The sequence below is a fragment of the Acidicapsa ligni genome (genome assembly GCF_025685655.1).
GTDB classification, from domain to species: Bacteria; Acidobacteriota; Terriglobia; order Terriglobales; family Acidobacteriaceae; genus Acidicapsa; species Acidicapsa ligni.
The window spans coordinates 553680-570958 of record NZ_JAGSYG010000003.1 but is presented as its reverse complement, the minus strand read 5'-3'; the positions used below and the strand labels follow the sequence as shown (position 1 = coordinate 570958).

Sequence of the window (17279 nt, the reverse complement as noted above, 5' to 3'; positions counted from 1 at the left end):
CTAAGTGCTTTGCGTGGGAGAATAAGTCGTGCCAGCAACCGAACATATCGTTACGCCAGATCAGACCAGTGTCACAGCTTTTGTCGATGTTCCCACCGCGCTAGCTGAAATTCGAGCTGGGCGCATGGTCATCGTCATCGATGACGAAGATCGTGAAAACGAAGGCGACCTCACCCTCGCCGCTGAATTCGTCACTCCTGAAGCGATCAACTTCATGGCCAAGTTTGGTCGTGGTCTCATCTGCCTGACTCTTACGGAGGAGCTTGCTGATCATCTGAGCCTGTTCCCCATGACCCAGCAGAACTCCTCGCGCTTCGGAACTGCTTTCACCGAGACGATTGAGGCACGCGAAGGCGTGACGACTGGCATCTCTGCGTATGATCGCGCTCACACCATCCGCACCGCTATTGCCGCTGGGGCTGTGGCTAACGATCTTGCTCGCCCAGGGCATGTTTTCCCGCTCCGCGCTCGCAAGGGCGGCGTACTCGTCCGCGCTGGTCAGACGGAGGCCAGTGTCGATCTCGCTCGCATGGCCGGTCTGCACCCCTCCGGCGTTATTTGCGAGATTATGAAGGACGACGGCACCATGGCGCGCGTCCCTGACCTGATTGAGTTCTGCATCGAGCACAACATGAAGATGCTCACGGTGGCCGAGCTCATTCGTTACCGTTTGCAGAACGAGCGTTACATTACCCGCGCTGGTGAAAGCCACATTCACACCCGCTTCGGCGATTTCCGCATGATTGCCTACCAGAGCGAAGTAAACGGCGGCGAAAGCCACGTGGCGCTGGTTCACGGTCCGCTATGTGAAGAGGTTGAAGCAGACGGCAAGGCCAAGCCTGTTCTGGTCCGCGTCCACACCCGCTGCACTGCGGGAGACGTCTTCACTGCAGATTGCCAGTGTCGCGAAATCCTCGATGAATCGATGCGCATGATTGCCGAAGCAGGCTGCGGAGCCATCGTCTACCTGCATAACACCAGCCGAGGCTTCGAGATCGACAAGACAGCCGAAACGAAGGAAACTCCGGCCAGGCTCCTGCTGCACTCTGATCTGAGAGCGATAGAAAAGGGCGGCACTCAAGAGGATCACCACCAGCGTACGGTTCGTGCCGTAGGCCTTGGAGGCCAGATCCTCAGCGATCTCGGCATCCACCGCATTCGCCTGCTATCCAACACCCCAATGCACATTCCTGCATTGGAAGGCTTTGGCCTGGAAATCGTAGAGCAAGTTCCAATTGCGCTCACCACTGCGACATCGACAGGTTCATAAATACAATCTGGTTCACTTCTATGGCAAGCGGCGCTTATTGCTCCTTCAATACCTCGGAGGGCGAAACGGAAGCCGCAGCCATAGCCGGAAGCAGAGAGACAAGCACTGACAGCAAAACACAGGTTAACGCCATCAGCAATGCATCGGCTGTCGACCACGCCAATCGCCCAAGATAGTCACTCGAAGATAGATGAGATAACAAAGGCCAAAGCGGCAGTGACATCAGGACAGCCGCAGATGCACACCACGCCGCCCGCGATAGGACGATTTTACGAATTGTCCAGGGCGAAGCCCCGAGACATATCCGGACAGCCAATTCGCGTCGCCTTGTATTTACATAATATGTAAGCGCAGCATAAAGGCCGATATAAGCGACGAAGGCCATGATCATACCGCCCGCAAGTGCAAAATAGGTTCGCTGTTTTTCCTTACCGAGCGAAGCGTCGGCCTGGCTTCTCCCACTGTCAACGGAAATTACATGATAGTTGGGTAATAACGAAGTTGCCTCTTTGCTCGCCACTTCTTTTATGGTCTCAGGCGACACCGATCCGTTGACAACAAACATTGGATATACATCGAAGAAGCTCATTCCACGGATCGATGAAATGATGGTTGGTTCGGGCGTCTCAGCATATCCGGAAAGACGTAAGTCTTCAATTACACCTACGACAATCGCATTTTCCGCATGGGCATGTATTCCAGAAAAGGCAGGCGTGATGAGCCGAACAGTTTGGTTGGTAGGATTCTGGCCGGGCCAAAGTTCCTTGGCTAAAGTTTGATTGAGAATGATCTCCTGTTCCCCGATTCCATGCGGAGAAAAACGGACTCCCTGAAGCATCCGGATCCCCATGGAGCCAAGATAATTCGGGCTCGCCATGATCTCACTGATCACCCGCGGAGCCTCAGACACCCCGCCTATTCGTTGTATCTCAAGCGTTCCTGCTGGCTCCACAAAGGGGACGCCCGTTGCATAGCTGGCGCTCTTTGCGCCGGGAATGGCACGGAGCTGGTCTGCAAAACCCTCAAGAGCAGCCACTTCAGGGCTTGAATGTTGGCCGCCTATCGTGACAGTAAGAGAGTTGGATGTCATGCCAAGTCGCACTACTGTCAGGTGGCTCGGATCGTACCCGATCGGCACATGTATCAGGGCTAAGAACGAAGAAACAATCATACCTGCCAATATCCACGTGCCGATGCAGAAGGCGATTTGGAGCGTGACTGGAACTTGAAGAAATAGCCCGCTCTGGCGGTTGGCAGTAGTGGTGTAGCCCATCCTTGGCACCGTGTTTGCGCTCATAAAACCAAGCGACGGAATCAAGGCAACGATGAGGGTAAGCACACACGCAAACAAAAACTGGATGCCAATGGCTATCAGGGCAGAGTGCTAGGAGCCGCTTACTAACTGCCCATAAAATGGAGAAAGGCTGGATATGACCATCATGCCGCAAGTGCACAGAAGGCACGCCACAATGAACCCAATTCCCACCATCGCAGTGGGGCCAATCATGAGCTCAGCCATGAGACCGCCAGAGGTTGCTCCCAAGGCTCTTTTCAGCCGAATCTCCTCGCTATAGCGAGGTGTTCTGGCCAGGAGCAACATGCAATAGTTCAAGCTGCTCACGATGGTAAGAACGGATGCTAGCAGCAACCCCAGTCGCAGCCATTTGCGTACACGCGCATCCCGCACTGGATCACTCGTTAGCCCTTGGGACACATGCAAAGGCGCCTTGCCTGTAGTTCTTAGTGGAAGAGATTTGGATGAAGCTGAGGCTAACGCCGCGGACGAGAGATGATCTGACTTGATGACTCCATAGAAAGATGGCATATCTCTCCATGCATTGGAACTCCCAGGATTTTCAGAAGGGATGTTCAGCATCAAAGGGATTACACAGTTGGCCGGAACCACACCTCGGCCGTATTCCCTAACATTCCATGAAAATAAGAGGGCGCAACTCCAATTACCTCGTATGGCTTTCCACCAAGAAGGATGATTCTTTCCAGGGCGTTCGCTGGGGATTGAAAAAGAGTTATAGCAAGAGATGAACTTAAAATTACGACATGTCTCCCGGCCTGACTTTCCTCGTCCGCAGTAAAATCCCTCCCAGATACTAAAGAGGTTGTGAATACCCAGAAAAACTCACTTGAGACGGCTGCCACTTTTAGTTCTTTATGGATGCCATTTGATTCCGCCACCGCCGAAATTGGCTTACTGTAAATAGAAAGTTTTATGCTTTGTCCCAAAACCCCGCGAAATTCATCAAGTCTGCGCCAGGATACTTGCTCAGACCCCCCCCACCCTCGGTTTCCTCAGCAATCGTGGCATATCCTGCCGGTCGCATACCCGGATAAGCAAGCGAGGAGAATGCAAAAATCAACGCGAGCGCTATCGCCGAAATTCCAATGCCCAATGCGAGTATCAAAATGCCGGACAATCCCAAAAGCGGACTGCTATAAAGAAAGCGCCGCATTTCTCGTAGCATCATCGCAAACTCCAGGGCAACTCATCTTACAAAAACAAGAAGGCGAACGATCTCGCTTAGAGCGGTAAATTTCAAAAGGGTTTTCTTGTAAAAGGAAGGTAACTCTTTCTTTGCTCTCCGTCAATGAGTTATTGAATGTTTTTTAGAAAAATTGAGGTAGCTTACGAGTAGCTTTAATAGTTATTAGTTAGCGCAATAAAACGATTGACACTCATGTGCGTCAACCGTTTTATTGCGCTGGTTAGTATATAAATGGTCGTTGCATCTCAGGCAATTTAAGGAAAGGCAATTCCTTTTTAAGCCTCGTTATAAACTCCCAGATCTGCAATATGAGGAGTATCTGCGCTAGCATCAAAGCTTAGTCGAATTCGCGAACCCATAACTCGCGGCACCCGATGAATAGCTACCGCGGCAGGTACACCAGCCTCAACAAGAGTCTTCCAGTCTGAGCCATCCCACACCTGAAATTTGTAACTCTTGATCCGGCTCTCCTTGTAATCGTCCCATTCTCCTATCGGCTCAACCAGCGCGACCACGTTGAAGCTCTGCCGCTTGCCGAGGTCCACTTCAAGCCATCCGGAAGTTAGCCCTTCATCGAGATTCCAGCTTGACCGGAAGCTCGCGTCATTGGCCTGGTCCGGCCCTCCGCCCTCAGGATAAGAACTCGCATGAATTGGTTTGCCTGTCGCAAGATTGGGCGTGGTGATGACGACATGTTCACTGACCTTCTCCATCGGCCCGGAGTGCTTCCACGCGCGGCCTATCTCCTCAAGTCGCGCAACGACGTTGGGCGCAAGCTTGCCCTCGCGCGTTGGAGGAGCATTGAGAATCAGATTGCAGTGCCGGCGGTTCAGTGGAATCAACCATTCATCGACGACGGTCTTCACCGGCTTCAGAGTACCGTTGATATCCTTCTGCTTCCAGAACCACTGTTCCGTAATCGTCACGCATGAGAAAGCAGGCAGATCGCTTTGCAACGGTACCTTCTGCCCAGCATTCTGCTCAAACGCTTTCAGGTCTGTGTAATACAAACCAGCAGCAGGGAACTGACTGGCATTCAAGTCGGAGACCAGGCAGTCTGGCTGCATCGATTTGATATGTTCGTAGATCTCGGAGAAGGGCATCTCTTCGTACGTGATCCGGCTCCACGGAGCGTTCCATCCATCGATGATCAACGCATCGATTTCTCCATAGTTTGTAAAGAGCTCGGTCAACTGAGCCTTCACCAGTTCGACCTTATCGCGCGTGATGTTGAAGTGGCGAATGTCATCGCGCAGACTGAGAATCGAGTAATACAACGCAACCCTCAAGCCAGCCTTGCGAAACGAATCCACGTAGGCTTTGACCACATCAATCTTGTGTGTTGTCTGGCGAACGCTCGTGCCCTTGGTAGCCGTGGGCCACAGGCAAAAACCGTCATGATGCCTGGTCGTGAGACAGCCCCACGTCATGTTGGCGGACTTAGCCGCAGCGGCCCACTGATCGGTATCCAACGCAGTCGGATTGAACATTGTCGCCGGAGTCGTCGGATCGCCCCACTCGCGGTCTTGAAACGTAGCCATGTTGAAATGCACAAACATGCCAAAGCGCATATCGATGAACTTCTGCTGCAATTCAAGCAATGGCCGTCCACGGCGAACTGGAGCAGCCGCCTCGCGCTTCTCTTCAGCAACAATTACACCGGCAGGCAACATCGCCAGGGCTGCACCCTCGGCAGCAAATCGAAAAAAATCTCGCCTTGTATTCATCGTCATCCTTCGCAGAATAGTCCTGAGATAAAAGCTAAAGCCTCTTTAAAAATGCCAGTGCCAGATCCAACTGTGGAAACATTCGTTCATCCGCTTTGAATGCTGCACTATGCACGCACCGCCGCGTTCCGCGCACACTTACTGGATGCTTCAAATGCAGCATCTCGTGATACAGCAGATATTCGATCGCATAGCGCGGACTTGAAGGACGATCAAAGACTTTGCTCACCACGATAGTGTTGTGAGCCGCATCGTAATGGCCCAGCAGGCGCTTCGCATGATGCTCACTCCAGGTTAGTTTTGGACGCCCAAGCATGCCGCCAAAGAAGCGTTCATTGAGCGTATCGAAAACCTCTTCGAGGTGATAATAGCGACCCTCCGGGCCAGCGAATCGTTTGCTGCCACGCGCATGACGAATCTGCTCTGTCTGCCGCGCAACGGCCTCACTGTACTGGAATCTTTTGTAGCGATGGTTGTGAGCGCGGTCGATCGGTTTCTTGTAAATCTTGGCGATGAGAATGTGCGCAATGGCGTGAAGCACTGACTCTGGCGCGCCCTCAAGCAGATCGGAGAGGCTCACGTGCAGCTCGCCCTCACGCAAACGAATCGTTGTGTTCAACGAAACAAATCTGCGGAAGCGGATATGGAATGGAGGCATCGGCGCACGCGGCCGCAGTGCGCGATACTCCAGCTCAAAGATGGAAACAATATCCGGAACTATCTTTTTAGGCACCAGTACCGGCAGCCTAGCAGAAGCTCCAATACGAATGCCCTCGCCGCCATCGTCGCGCATGAAGTCAAATACAGGCTCAGCCATGGGAGTTATCCTCCGTAGAAGCTGTTTCGGCGGGCATAGCCAGTTGCTGTTTCCATTCGAGAATGCGTGCTTTTCCCGCAGCAGCCTCGGCCTCAGGAATATGCCCGGCCTGCTGCAGTGCAATCGAAAGGCTCGTATGTGCGAGAGGGTCTTTCGGAGTCAGCACCGTAAGCGCAAGTGCAGCCGCAACGGCCGCTTCAAACTGCTTTGCGTCGCACAGGGCGCGAATCAAGCCGTGATGCGCTTCAATGTGTGTTGAGTCGGCAGCAATCGCATCTCGAAATGCTTGGGCGGCAGCAGACGCGTCCCCGGTCGCGAGCAGGTCCAAACCTCGCTGCGAGAGCTGATCGGCGATGGAAAAATTGGGCTGTGGCTTAATCACGACTACATTCATCGTAACAAGTCAGGCGGAGCGGTGCGGCGTAACGAGCCGGGATCAGCCAGTTAGTGGTCTGTAATCTTCTTCCACATCGCCTTGGTGCTGTCCGCTTCCGGCATGGCCAGGTTTATTTTTGTTCGCGGCCTCACCACTAAATCGACGCGACGATTCTCCGCGCGTCCCGCAGGCGTGTCATTCGATGCAACCGGGTGAAACTCCGCGTAGCCCGCGGTCGAGAGCCGATCGGGTGCGAGATCGCCCGTCGTCAGAAAGATGCGAGTCAGCCTCGTGGCCCGCGCCGAAGAAAGCTCCCAGTTGGAGTCGAACTCCGACGTATGAATTGGCACGTTATCTGTATGCCCCTCGATTCGCAGATCATAGGAGGTCTTGCCGAGCGCTGCCGCGATCTTTCGCAGCACAGGAAGCGTATCCGATTGCGGAGTCGCCGAACCCGACGCAAAAAACCCTGCTTCTTTTAAACTGATGATCAACCCATCCTTGCCCATCTGAATTGAAACGGTATGTTGCGCAATCTGGTTCGACAACATCTTCTCCAGGTCCTGCTGAACCCGCTGAAGATGTTCTTTGACCTCTGCGGGTGCCAGCACATCCTCGCCCATCACAATGTTCATCGGTATCACGGTCTTGTCCGGGTTGATAGCGGAGACGTTCCTGAAATCCAATTTCTTTCGCGCAGAATCAGGAAAAATTCCCAGGGAATGAAATGCGGAATCAATCGCCAGCGAAACCTGTTGCTGCTTCTTCTGATCTGCTTTGGATGACGCGTAAAGCACTACAAAAAAAGCGAACATCAGGGTGATGAAATCGGCATAGGAAACAAGCCAGCGCTCATGACTGGTGCTCGAAGTCGAGCTGGTGCGCCTCATGCGGCCTTCTTTCTCGCAGCCGCTTTGACCTCATCCAGAAAGCCGCCAAGCTTCACTTCCAGCATGCGTGGATTGATTCCTTCCAAAATCGAAATCACTCCTTCCAACATCATCTCTCGCCGTCTGTGCTCTTCTTGAATGCGAATACGAAGTTTGCCCGCCGCAGGCAAAAAGAACAGATTCGCCGCGCCAACGCCATAGATAGTCGCGACGAATGCCACCGCAATGCCTTTACCGACTTCTTCAATGCGATCAAGATGCTGCATCACCTGAATCAAACCAAGCACCGCTCCAAGGATGCCGATGGTAGGAGAAAAGCCTCCCGCAGATTCAAAGACAGCAGGCAAACGCTCTTCTCCCTCAGCGCGCGCATCCATGCTCAGGGACATGATCTTGCGCAACTCCGCAGGCTCGCTGCCATCTACGGCCAGCGTCAATGCCTGGCGAAGAAAAGGCTCTTCAATCGTTTTGAGATCCCCATCCAGAGATACCAATCCCGACCGCCGCGCCTTGTTGGCATAAGCTACCAGGGTCTGAATCAACTTCGCGCTCTCCTGCCTCGGTGTGAAGAAAACATGCGCCAGCCGCTGCGTAGCCTCGATCACCGTGGTTAAAGGAAACTGCAAAAGCACAGCCCCTAATGTGCCTCCGAAGACGATCATTGCTGCCGTAGGCTGTATGATCTGGCCCAGGTTGCCACCCTCAAGCAGCAGGCCTGCCACGATGCCCACGACCGCGAGTAGCACGCCACCGATACTTGCCTTATCCATTTGCTGATTCCTCATAACCGAACCGGTACCTGCATATCTCCGGATTATTCGCGTTTGTTTATCAACAGCTTCATTGATGGTTGATCGCGGATACAGTTCGGCTGGCAGTAGCTATATCGACAGCGCCAGGGCAAGAGTCCATGTTGAGATTGGAGTTCATGGTTGCCGCACCAAGATGGACAGCATCGATGCTTGTTAATCCAGCGACTATTTGCAACTCCCCTGCATCCACGCCTCGCGTAGCAACCTCCGCAAGCAACCGGGCACGATACGCAAGCACTTTCTCCACAACCTCTGCACAGCTCTCGCGAACAATCAGCTTTTCGCCATGAATCAGCGTAAGCATCGTATCGGGAGAAGCCTCTGCAATCTTGATCAGATCGCTGTTCACCATCATCGGATTGCCGTTCAATCGCGTCACTTCAATCATGTGAAGTCGTTCCTTCTGTGTCGTTGTCCCCAGTTAATCGCAGAGGAGATAGCTTGATAAAACTAATTTGCATGTCGGCAAAAAGAGAAGAGACATGAATTCCCTAAATGGGTATGCTGTCCTGAATCTGCGTTGAAGCATGAGCGTCAACACATACAGATGTAGAGCAAGGCAACTGTATGGATGGGAAACTAAAGTCATCTCTGCTCACGCCGATAGGCACTCCAGATGCAGCGCAGGCCTCTCGTGCGGTACTCATTCGCGGTATGGGAATGAGCTTCATAGCAGGCAACGCAAATTCATGCATCGACCAGGAGTTACCCCATGGCATTGGGCGTACTGAATAACATCTCCGCGCTATACGCAGAGAACAGCCTGAACAGCACCAACAGCAGCCTGCAAACTGTCCTCACGCAGTTGTCGTCTGGTTCCAAGATCAACTCGGGCTCGGATGACGCGGCAGGCCTGTCGCTGGTGAACGGTCTACAGGCCAACGCTACCGCCCTTACCCAATCCGCAACCAACGCCACAGAGGGTGTAGGTCTGTTGCAGGTCGCGGATGGCGCACTATCGCAAGTGACAAGCCTGCTCAACCGGGCCGTGACGCTGGCCACCGAGGTCTCGAACGGCACCCTCAACAACTCTCAGGATGCAGCGGCCAACCAGGAGTATCAGTCGATCCTCTCGGAAATCAACTCCATCGGCCAGACGACCACGTACAACTCCAACCAGGTATTTACCGGCGCAGCCGCGGGAACCAACATCTACACCGGCGATTCCTCCACCTCCGGTTCGTCCATTGATAACCTGTACTTCGCTCCGTTGTCCTCTTCGACAGTGGGCGATTCAGGCGGCTCCGTGGTTCAGAGCTCTTCAGGAGAGTTCATCGATCTCTCTTTAGCCGCGACAAGTGTTCTGAGCAAAGGCGCTACTGCTGCCGATACAATTACCGGAGGTCTGACCTTTACTACCACCAACGCGGACGGCACCACCAGCACCATCGCCACCACGGCAACTACAGTTGGTGGACTGGTCGCCGAGATCAACGAGGACGGTATCGCGGGTGTCACTGCCAGCCTTACCACCGCTGGAGCTGTAGGTGATGCTGCCGGTGCAACTACTGCTCTGGCAGACACCGGTATCCTCGTCTCCAACACCAACGGCAACGTAATCATCACCAATACCGGTGGTACTACTCCTGGGGCGTTGCTCGATACCACTACGGGTGAGGGTGCAACGGCTCTCGTAGCTTCCACTGCGGGTACTGAGACCATCAGCTATCAGCAGGGCGCCAACGAGCAGACCAGCAATCTTGCTGCCGCTGGCATCGATCTCGCCAACGAAGGCGATGCACAGGCAACGGTGAAGGTGCTGAATGCGGCCATCAGCAACGTTGCAGCGCAGCGCGGCTATCTCGGAGCACAGGTCAACACGCTGAACGCTGTCTCCCAGGTCGTTTCAACTCAGCAGGAAAACATCACTTCGGCACAGAATGCTGTCCAGGCCACGGACTATGCCGCAGCCACCACGGCTCTCTCCAAGTACGAAATCCTCAGCCAGACCGGCATTTCGGCCCTGGCCCAGGCCAACAGCCTGCAGCAGGAAGTCACCAAGCTGCTGCAGTAAACGCATCGATCCCTACACGGCAACGACACGATAATCACGTCGGTAATTAGGCGGAGAAAATGCGATGAGCACTTTCTCCGCCTTGTTACGAAGGGGTTTGTGCCGATGGATAAATGTCAGGATTCTCTAACGTAATCGAGTTGAAATTGGTCGCTCGTCTGCGTATCAGACCGCGGAGGATGCAATGGGAACAGTAGGAATCAGTTTTGGATCGCCAACTGCAGGTACCGGCTTTGATGTCAGCAATACGGTCAGCCAGATCGTCGCTAATCTTCAAAATGTGGAGTCGCCGTGGAAGTCTCAGCTAGGCGTTTTAAGCGGTCAGGATGCGGCTATCTCCAGCCTGGGCAGCCTGCTTTCCACTCTTTCCAATGACATCGGCCAATTCACTGATTTTGACGGCGTACTTTCCGGCAAGCAGGGCTCGAGCTCCGATCCCGGTGTGCTCGCTATTACTTCGGCGTCCACTTCTGCGGTAGCTGGCACTCATACCATTGTGGTCAACTCTCTCGCAGCTATTTCTTCTGGTTATCTCGATGAGATACCGACAGCCGACGCATCCGCTGCATTGAGCGGCTCTATCTCCATTCGGGTTGGTTCGGGTACGGCGCAGACCATCACGCTCGACTCGGGAGATAACACTCTGGCTGGTGTGGCCTCTGCTATTAACGCGGCGGGCATTGGAGTTACGGCTTCCGTCCTGACAGATACTACAGGCTCGCGACTCTCGCTGGTCTCTGCAACCTCCGGTACGGCTGGCGATCTCTCTGTAACTTCTTCGATCAGCGATGGAGGGACCAATCCTTTGGGCTATAACCCCGCAACGGCCGGGGCCGATGCAAGTCTCTCGGTGGATGGAGTTACAATCACCAGCGCTTCCAACACTGTCGCCAATGTTATTCCTGGAGTTACCTTCGAGTTGCTTGCCCCATCCCCTATCACCGGTACAGGTGCGACTGCCACTCCCGAGCCAGTTCAGATGCAGGTTATCAATTACAACACGGGTGTCGTCAGCTCGATGACGCAGCTTGTTTCCGATTACAACGCTGTCGTCAGCGCGATCAATTCGCAGGAGGGCAATACCAGTTCCGGTACGCCGGAGCCGCTTTTTGGCACGCCCACGCTCACACTTTTGCAGGAGCAGCTTCTCGGCTCTATCAATACGACTTCGCCTTCTGGCTATCTCGATGAGATTCCGTCGGCAAATACTTCAGACACCTTGACCGGATCCATTACCATCACCGCGGGTTCATCCTCTCCAGCGACGATCGATCTTAGCTCTCTCCCAACTGCCGATCAGAATCTGAATGGACTCGTCTCGGCGATTAACTCCACCAATATTGGAGTTACAGCCAGCGTTCTTACCGACTCCACCGGTTCGCGACTGTCGTTAGTATCCGATGTATCCGGAGCTGCGGGAAAACTAACTGTCACTTCGTCCATCGCTGACGGAGCCACTACGCTGAACTACAACCCCCAGAGCGACGTCAACAGCCTTACGGCCCTGGGCGTTACCGTCAATAACGACGGTACTTTGAGCCTTGATTCCGACACGCTCAACAATGAATTGAACATGGATTATTCGGGTGTGGTCAGCTTCTTCCAAAACAGCGATAGCTGGGGCACGGAGTTCTCCAACACGCTTAATAACCTTGGCACATCGAATATCAACGGTACGCTGGCGCTGGCGTTAAGTTCCGATAGCTCGATAGAGTCCTCGCTTAACACGGATATCTCAAATGAAGATCTTGTTATCTCGACGGAACAGGTAAGTCTCACCTTGGAGCTTACCAGCGCCAACGAAATTCTCCAGTCAATTCCATCGAACCTCAACAATGTGTCGGAGCTTTATTCCGCCATCACCGGATACAACGCGCCCACACTGGGATAAGCAATAGGACTGTCGAAAGACTCCAGGGAGTAATCATCTCAATGGCCAGTTATCAGGAACGCGCGCTCGATGGAGCCTCGCCGGTCGATCTCGTCGTAGCTCTTTACGATGGCATCATTCGTTTTCTCTACGCCGCGATTGAGGCGGTCGAACGCGACGACGTGAACGGGCGTCGCGTTGCAGTTAAGCGGGCGCTGGATATCCTCATCCATCTCCAGGCTCGTTTGCGGATGGATATCGGAGGGCGTCCTGCACTGGTATTGAGTGAGTTCTATGCATCCATGTTTGCGCTGATTCTGCAGGCATCGCAGAGCGCCTCTACACAGCGGTTTCATGATGTTATTGGCTGCGTCAAAAACATTCGCGATGCGTGGCGGCAGGTTGCTTCTGAGGGTGGCCGCTATCCTTCTGCGCCAACTTCCGCAAAACGCATTGCCCCAATTAGTCAATCCAAACCAGACCCTGAGCAGGCTTCGAGCTGGACTGCGTAATGCTTCTATCTATCCTGTAACGGATAACTCTTCTTCAAGCAGTTGCTTTTCGTAGAGCCCCGCGTAGTAGCCGCCGCGTGATAATAATTCTTCGTGTGTTCCTAATTCAATAATGCGACCGTGATCCAATACTGCGATCTGATCCGCATCCCGCACCGTCGAAATCCGATGCGAGATGAGGATCGTGGTACAACCTTGCGCTTCGGTCTTGCTTGTATAGTCGCGTAGGCCACGCAGGATTCGCTCTTCCGTGTACGTGTCGACGCTGGCCAGTGCATCATCCAAAATCAGAATTCGGGGGTGTCGCAGCAGCGCGCGCGCGATCGAAGTTCTCTGCTTCTGGCCGCCGGAAAGCGTAACGCCGCGTTCGCCTACGATCGTTTCAAAGCCTAGAGGGAAGTCTTCAAATTCGCTGCGAATATAAGCTGCTTCCGCGGCTTCCATGATTTCGTCATTCGTCGCATTCGGTGCGCCAAAGCAAAGGTTCTCGCGGATAGTTTCACTGAAGAGAAACGTCTCTTGTGGCACGACGCCAATGTTTGCGCGAAGCACTTTCAGCGGATACTCGCGAATCGGACGTCCGTCAATCCATAGCGTCTCTGCATCGACATCCAGCAGGCGCGGAATCAGGCTAATCAACGTAGACTTACCCGCGCCCGTCGGCCCTACAATCGCCAGGGTTGATCCTGCGGGAACGGAGAGATTGATATTGCTCAGCACCGTTTTATCGCCGTATCCAAAGCTCAAATTGCGAAATTCAATATCGCCACGCAACAGCAGGTTCGCGGGAATGGATGTATCCGCGCGGCTGTCATCAATCGTCGGCTCAGAGCGCAGAATCTCATCGATGCGCTTGATGGAGGCCGTTCCACGCTGGAAGAGATTCACCACCCAGCCCACAGCAATAATGGGGAAGGTAAGCAGGATCATGTAGGTATTGAATGCGATGAAACTGCCTACATCGATCTTGTGTTCCAGCACGAGGCGTCCACCCGCAAAGAGCGTGATGACCAGCGCCACACCGAGTACGAACTCCAGCGTCGGCCACAGCATGCCCATCAGTTGCACAAGCCGCAGAGCTCGGCGAATGTATTCCTGGTTTGCTTTTTCGAAGGATTCGATCTGCGATTTTTCGCGTGCGAATGCACGTATCAGCCGAGCCCCGGAAAAATTCTCCTGTGCATGCGAAGTAATCTCAGAAAAGCTGGCCTGGATCCGTTCGAAACGCTCATGAATGCGCGCGCCGAAATACTGCACCAGTACCGAAGCTATCGGCATCGGCGCCAGGGCCACCAGGGTGAGCCACGGACTGATGCGGAGCAGGAAATACAGCGCGCCTACCGAGAACAGCACCGTATTCGCGCTATACATGATAGCGGGTCCAAGCAGTTGCCGTACGGCGTTGAGATCATTCGTGAGCCGGGCCATGATGTCGCCGGTACGATAGCGCTGATAGTAGCCCGAATCCTGCCGCTCAAGTTGCTTAAAGAGATCGTTGCGCAGATCGAACTCGATCTCCCGCGAGATGCCAATCAGGATCCATCGCGAGGCATAAAGAAAGACGCCCTTCAACAGCGCGATTCCGATCAGCAGGCTGGCGTAGAAGATGATCTTCTGCCGCATGGCTGCCGGGCCTGCGTCCGCGTGGTTCAGCTCATTGACTGCCTTTTCAATCACCTTGGGAAACAGCACCCAGATGGCGTTGGTCGCCATCAGGGACAGGGTGCCCCAGAGGTAGCCCCACTTGTAGCGGGCCATATAACGAAAAAGCGGCTTCAAATCGCGAAACATATTCTTATTGTATCGGGCTGGCCGGGCGTTGGCCGCGGGGCGCAGGCAAAGCTTCACTCTGATGGCGCGATCTTCTTCTGATCTTGACGCAGCGGCGCTATGATACCTAAGCCGCCTGGTTTCTGTGGAGGAATCCAACTTGCGCCATCGCCTTTCTCTCCTTATATCTTTCGTACTCCTTTTTGCCCTCGTTTTTGCCATCGCTCCAATCCTTTCGGCGCAGCCCGCTGGTACCGGAACGCTTGGCGTCTTCTCCGATCACTCTGATATCGGCACCATCCTGCACCCAGGCTCGGCTGCATTCGATTCGTCGCAGGCAGCCTACACCGTGACCGGAAGCGGCGATAATACGTGGTTCAAAGCCGACGACCTGCATTATGTCTGGAAGAAGATCGACGGCTCCGACAGTACAGACATCATGCTCAGCGCCGAGATCAGCTTTGTTGGCACGGGTGGCGACGCGCACCGTAAAGCAATGTTGATGATCAGGCAGAGTCTTGACTCTGGCTCGCCCTATGTCGATATTGCGCGTCATGGGGATGGTCTGACGTCGCTGCAATATCGCAACGAAAATGGAGATGTCACCCGCGAAGTGGAGACCAATCTTTCCGGTCCGCGATCCGTCCGGCTCGTCAAGCGAGGCGATTTCTTTTACGTGCTCTACCGCGGGAAAGATGGAGCATGGCGCTTTTCCGGTGCGTCCATGAAGCTGTCGATGCACGACGCGTTTTACGTAGGGCTGGCCGTCTGTTCACACAATAAGGACACAACGGAAAAGGCAGTATTTTCGCATGTGCAACTTGCTGTCGGGGCAGCTAAATCAAAGGATGCAGAGCAACTCATCAGCACACTCGAAACGGTGCCCGTCTCCTCCACCGATCGTCGCGTCGCCTACACCGCGGCGAGTCATTTTGAGGCTCCCAACTGGCTTCGCGACAATTCTGGGTTCCTCATCAATCAGGATGGATATCTTCAACGAGTAGATGCGCGGCCTGCTGGCGGAGAGCCCGGGAATGGGCCGCGTATGACATGGAATGGCAAGCCGCCCGTGGAACTGGATTCGTCTCCGGCAAGCAAATTAAATAATGATCACGGGCTTTCGCCAGACGGGCAGCGTATCGCATTTTCGGATCAGACTGAGCCCGGTGGTTCGCGTGTTTACACCATGCCGGTAATCGGCGGAAAGCCGCAGAAGATTACTGAGGATGCGCCGTCTTACTTTCATGGATGGTCGCCGGACGGGAAGACGCTTGCGTTTACCGGGGAGCGCAGTGGAGAGTTCGACATCTATTCGGTTTCAGTTGAGGGCGGTACATCGCAGCAGTTGACGAAGGGCGCAGGTTTCAATGATGGGCCGGATTACTCTGCCGATGGCAACTGGATCTATTTCAATTCGACTCGTTCAGGCCATATGCAGATTTGGCGCATGCATGTTGACGGCTCAAACGCGGAGCAGGTCACGCATGATGCCACGGAAGACTGGTTTGCTCATCCCTCGCCGGATGGTAAGCTCATCGTTTTTCTCGCATATCCACCGGGAACATCCGGTCATCCGGGCGGTCAGGATGTAACGCTCCAGGTAATGCCTGCGGCAGGCGGCGAGTCGCATCTGTTGGCGAAGCTACGGGGCGGCCAGGGCACAATCAATGTGCCGTCCTGGTCTCCTGACAGCAAAGAGATAGCGTTTGTGAGCTATGCGATGCTTCCCGCGGACGCGACGAAATAACCGCATCTGCCGGGCTTGACATCGCAAAGAGATACCGGTTTTATTCTTATGGAATCGCTTTCGTAATTTTGCACGATCCTATCTGAAGAGAGGATGATTCGCATAATGAGTAAACGGAGTAGAGCCGCGCGTGGATGCAATGGTTTGCTGTTTTCCATAGTCACTGTAGGGTTATGTTCGCTTTGCTCTGTGGGCGTAGCGCAAAGCAGCAGAGATGCTTCCGTGACGAAGACAAATGGCAAACTGCCAGAGTTTGACGTTGCCTCGATAAGGCCGTCCGGCCCCAAAGATAACATCATTAACGCGCTCCTTACGTATCCCGGCGGCAGGATTCTGGCCCGTGGATGCACCCTGCAATATCTGGTCATGGAAGCATTTCATCTTCAAGAGTTTCAGATCTCAGGTGGACCGAACTGGATCAGGGATGAGCGATTTGAAATAGAGGCTAAGCCTCCTGTTTCGTCTGCCTCCTTTAAATCGAATCCGGCTATGATCAAGCTTCCTCCCAATGATGAGCAGCGGCAGATGTTGCAGGCGCTGCTCATCGATCGGTTTCAATTGAAGTTTCATCGAGAAAATAAAGAAGGCAAGATCTTTGTCCTGACTGCGAATGACAAACATCTCAAGCTTCAGGCGCCCAGGGACAAGAATGAATATCCCTGGGCTGGCAATATCGTTGACGGGGATCCCGATAGTAGTGGACTTCGCGGTACGAATATATCTATGCCGCAACTGGCGGAACGATTAACTGCATGGTTAGAGCATCCAGTGGTTAATCAGACTGGATTGACCGGATCATTCGACTTCGAGTTTCAGACTGGGGATAAGGATACAAGTTCGAGCGATGTCGCCTCCACCATCATCACCTCACTCAAAGGCATCGGCCTCAATCTCAAGGAAGCAAAAGGTCCGGTTGAGGCAGTGGTGATCGATAGTGTCCAGCAGCCGTCGGCGAATTAGATACTAGACTGCG

Annotated in this window: 16 protein-coding genes; 6 read left to right on the top strand and 10 right to left on the bottom strand. The window is 53.8% G+C overall.

The features are described from left to right. The first annotated feature begins 28 nt into the window (after nucleotides 1-28). Nucleotides 29-1270, top strand: coding sequence for a 3,4-dihydroxy-2-butanone-4-phosphate synthase (gene ribB, locus OHL19_RS12790; RefSeq protein ID WP_263358088.1), 1242 nt, complete (start codon nucleotides 29-31; stop codon nucleotides 1268-1270). A gap of 34 nt (nucleotides 1271-1304) precedes the next feature. Here the strand turns inward: ribB and OHL19_RS12785 are convergent, their stop codons facing one another. The 9 genes from OHL19_RS12785 to OHL19_RS12750 form a co-directional block, all read right to left on the bottom strand. Then, a complete protein-coding gene (locus tag OHL19_RS12785) occupies nucleotides 1305-2567 on the bottom strand; it encodes an FtsX-like permease family protein (protein ID WP_263358087.1) in 1263 nt (420 codons plus the stop codon). Nucleotides 2568-3154: 587 nt separating this feature from the next. Then, nucleotides 3155-3427: an ABC transporter permease gene (locus tag OHL19_RS23080; protein ID WP_396126772.1), complete on the bottom strand. Its 273-nt coding sequence runs from the start codon at nucleotides 3425-3427 to the stop codon at nucleotides 3155-3157. 68 nt (nucleotides 3428-3495) lie between these two features. Then, nucleotides 3496-3753, bottom strand: a complete 258-nt coding sequence (locus OHL19_RS12780) for a hypothetical protein (protein ID WP_263358086.1) — start codon at nucleotides 3751-3753, stop codon at nucleotides 3496-3498. Nucleotides 3754-4046: 293 nt separating this feature from the next. Next, nucleotides 4047-5498, bottom strand: a complete 1452-nt coding sequence (locus OHL19_RS12775) for an alpha-L-fucosidase (RefSeq protein ID WP_263358085.1) — start codon at nucleotides 5496-5498, stop codon at nucleotides 4047-4049. 34 nt (nucleotides 5499-5532) lie between these two features. Beyond that, nucleotides 5533-6315, bottom strand: a complete 783-nt coding sequence (locus OHL19_RS12770) for a SprT-like domain-containing protein (RefSeq protein WP_263358084.1) — start codon at nucleotides 6313-6315, stop codon at nucleotides 5533-5535. Then, the gene (locus OHL19_RS12765; RefSeq protein WP_263358083.1) at nucleotides 6308-6697 is read right to left on the bottom strand and encodes a tetratricopeptide repeat protein; all 390 of its coding nucleotides are present in this window, start codon (nucleotides 6695-6697) and stop codon (nucleotides 6308-6310) included. Before OHL19_RS12765 ends, OHL19_RS12770 begins: the two co-directional genes overlap by 8 nt. A gap of 62 nt (nucleotides 6698-6759) precedes the next feature. Next, entirely contained in the window at nucleotides 6760-7581 is an 822-nt protein-coding gene (locus tag OHL19_RS12760) for a flagellar motor protein MotB (protein WP_263358082.1), read from the bottom strand. Next, nucleotides 7578-8351 carry a flagellar motor protein gene (locus OHL19_RS12755; protein WP_263358081.1) on the bottom strand — a complete coding sequence of 258 codons (774 nt, stop codon included), beginning with the start codon at nucleotides 8349-8351 and terminating at the stop codon, nucleotides 7578-7580. The genes OHL19_RS12760 and OHL19_RS12755 overlap by 4 nt, the downstream gene beginning before the upstream one ends. Nucleotides 8352-8421: 70 nt before the next feature. Next, nucleotides 8422-8781, bottom strand: a complete 360-nt coding sequence (locus OHL19_RS12750; RefSeq protein WP_263358080.1) for a flagellar FlbD family protein — start codon at nucleotides 8779-8781, stop codon at nucleotides 8422-8424. A gap of 324 nt (nucleotides 8782-9105) precedes the next feature. On the opposite strand from OHL19_RS12750, the gene OHL19_RS12745 reads away from it, so the two are divergent. From OHL19_RS12745 to fliS, 3 genes are all read left to right on the top strand, one after another. Next, the gene (locus OHL19_RS12745; protein WP_263358079.1) at nucleotides 9106-10407 is read left to right on the top strand and encodes a flagellin N-terminal helical domain-containing protein; all 1302 of its coding nucleotides are present in this window, start codon (nucleotides 9106-9108) and stop codon (nucleotides 10405-10407) included. Between the two features lie 184 nt (nucleotides 10408-10591). After that, entirely contained in the window at nucleotides 10592-12298 is a 1707-nt protein-coding gene (fliD, locus tag OHL19_RS12740) for a flagellar filament capping protein FliD (RefSeq protein WP_263358078.1), read from the top strand. Nucleotides 12299-12339: 41 nt separating this feature from the next. Beyond that, nucleotides 12340-12789: a flagellar export chaperone FliS gene (fliS, locus tag OHL19_RS12735; RefSeq protein ID WP_263358077.1), complete on the top strand. Its 450-nt coding sequence runs from the start codon at nucleotides 12340-12342 to the stop codon at nucleotides 12787-12789. Nucleotides 12790-12798: 9 nt separating this feature from the next. Here the strand turns inward: fliS and OHL19_RS12730 are convergent, their stop codons facing one another. Further along, nucleotides 12799-14580, bottom strand: a complete 1782-nt coding sequence (locus tag OHL19_RS12730) for an ABC transporter ATP-binding protein (protein ID WP_263358076.1) — start codon at nucleotides 14578-14580, stop codon at nucleotides 12799-12801. A gap of 139 nt (nucleotides 14581-14719) precedes the next feature. Here OHL19_RS12730 and OHL19_RS12725 point away from each other — a divergent pair, with 139 nt between their 5' ends. After that, complete coding sequence (locus tag OHL19_RS12725; RefSeq protein ID WP_263358075.1) at nucleotides 14720-16306, top strand: TolB family protein; 1587 nt, start codon at nucleotides 14720-14722, stop codon at nucleotides 16304-16306. Between the two features lie 222 nt (nucleotides 16307-16528). Continuing rightward, the gene (locus OHL19_RS12720; RefSeq protein WP_263358074.1) at nucleotides 16529-17266 is read left to right on the top strand and encodes a TIGR03435 family protein; all 738 of its coding nucleotides are present in this window, start codon (nucleotides 16529-16531) and stop codon (nucleotides 17264-17266) included. Nucleotides 17267-17279: the final 13 nt, after the last annotated feature.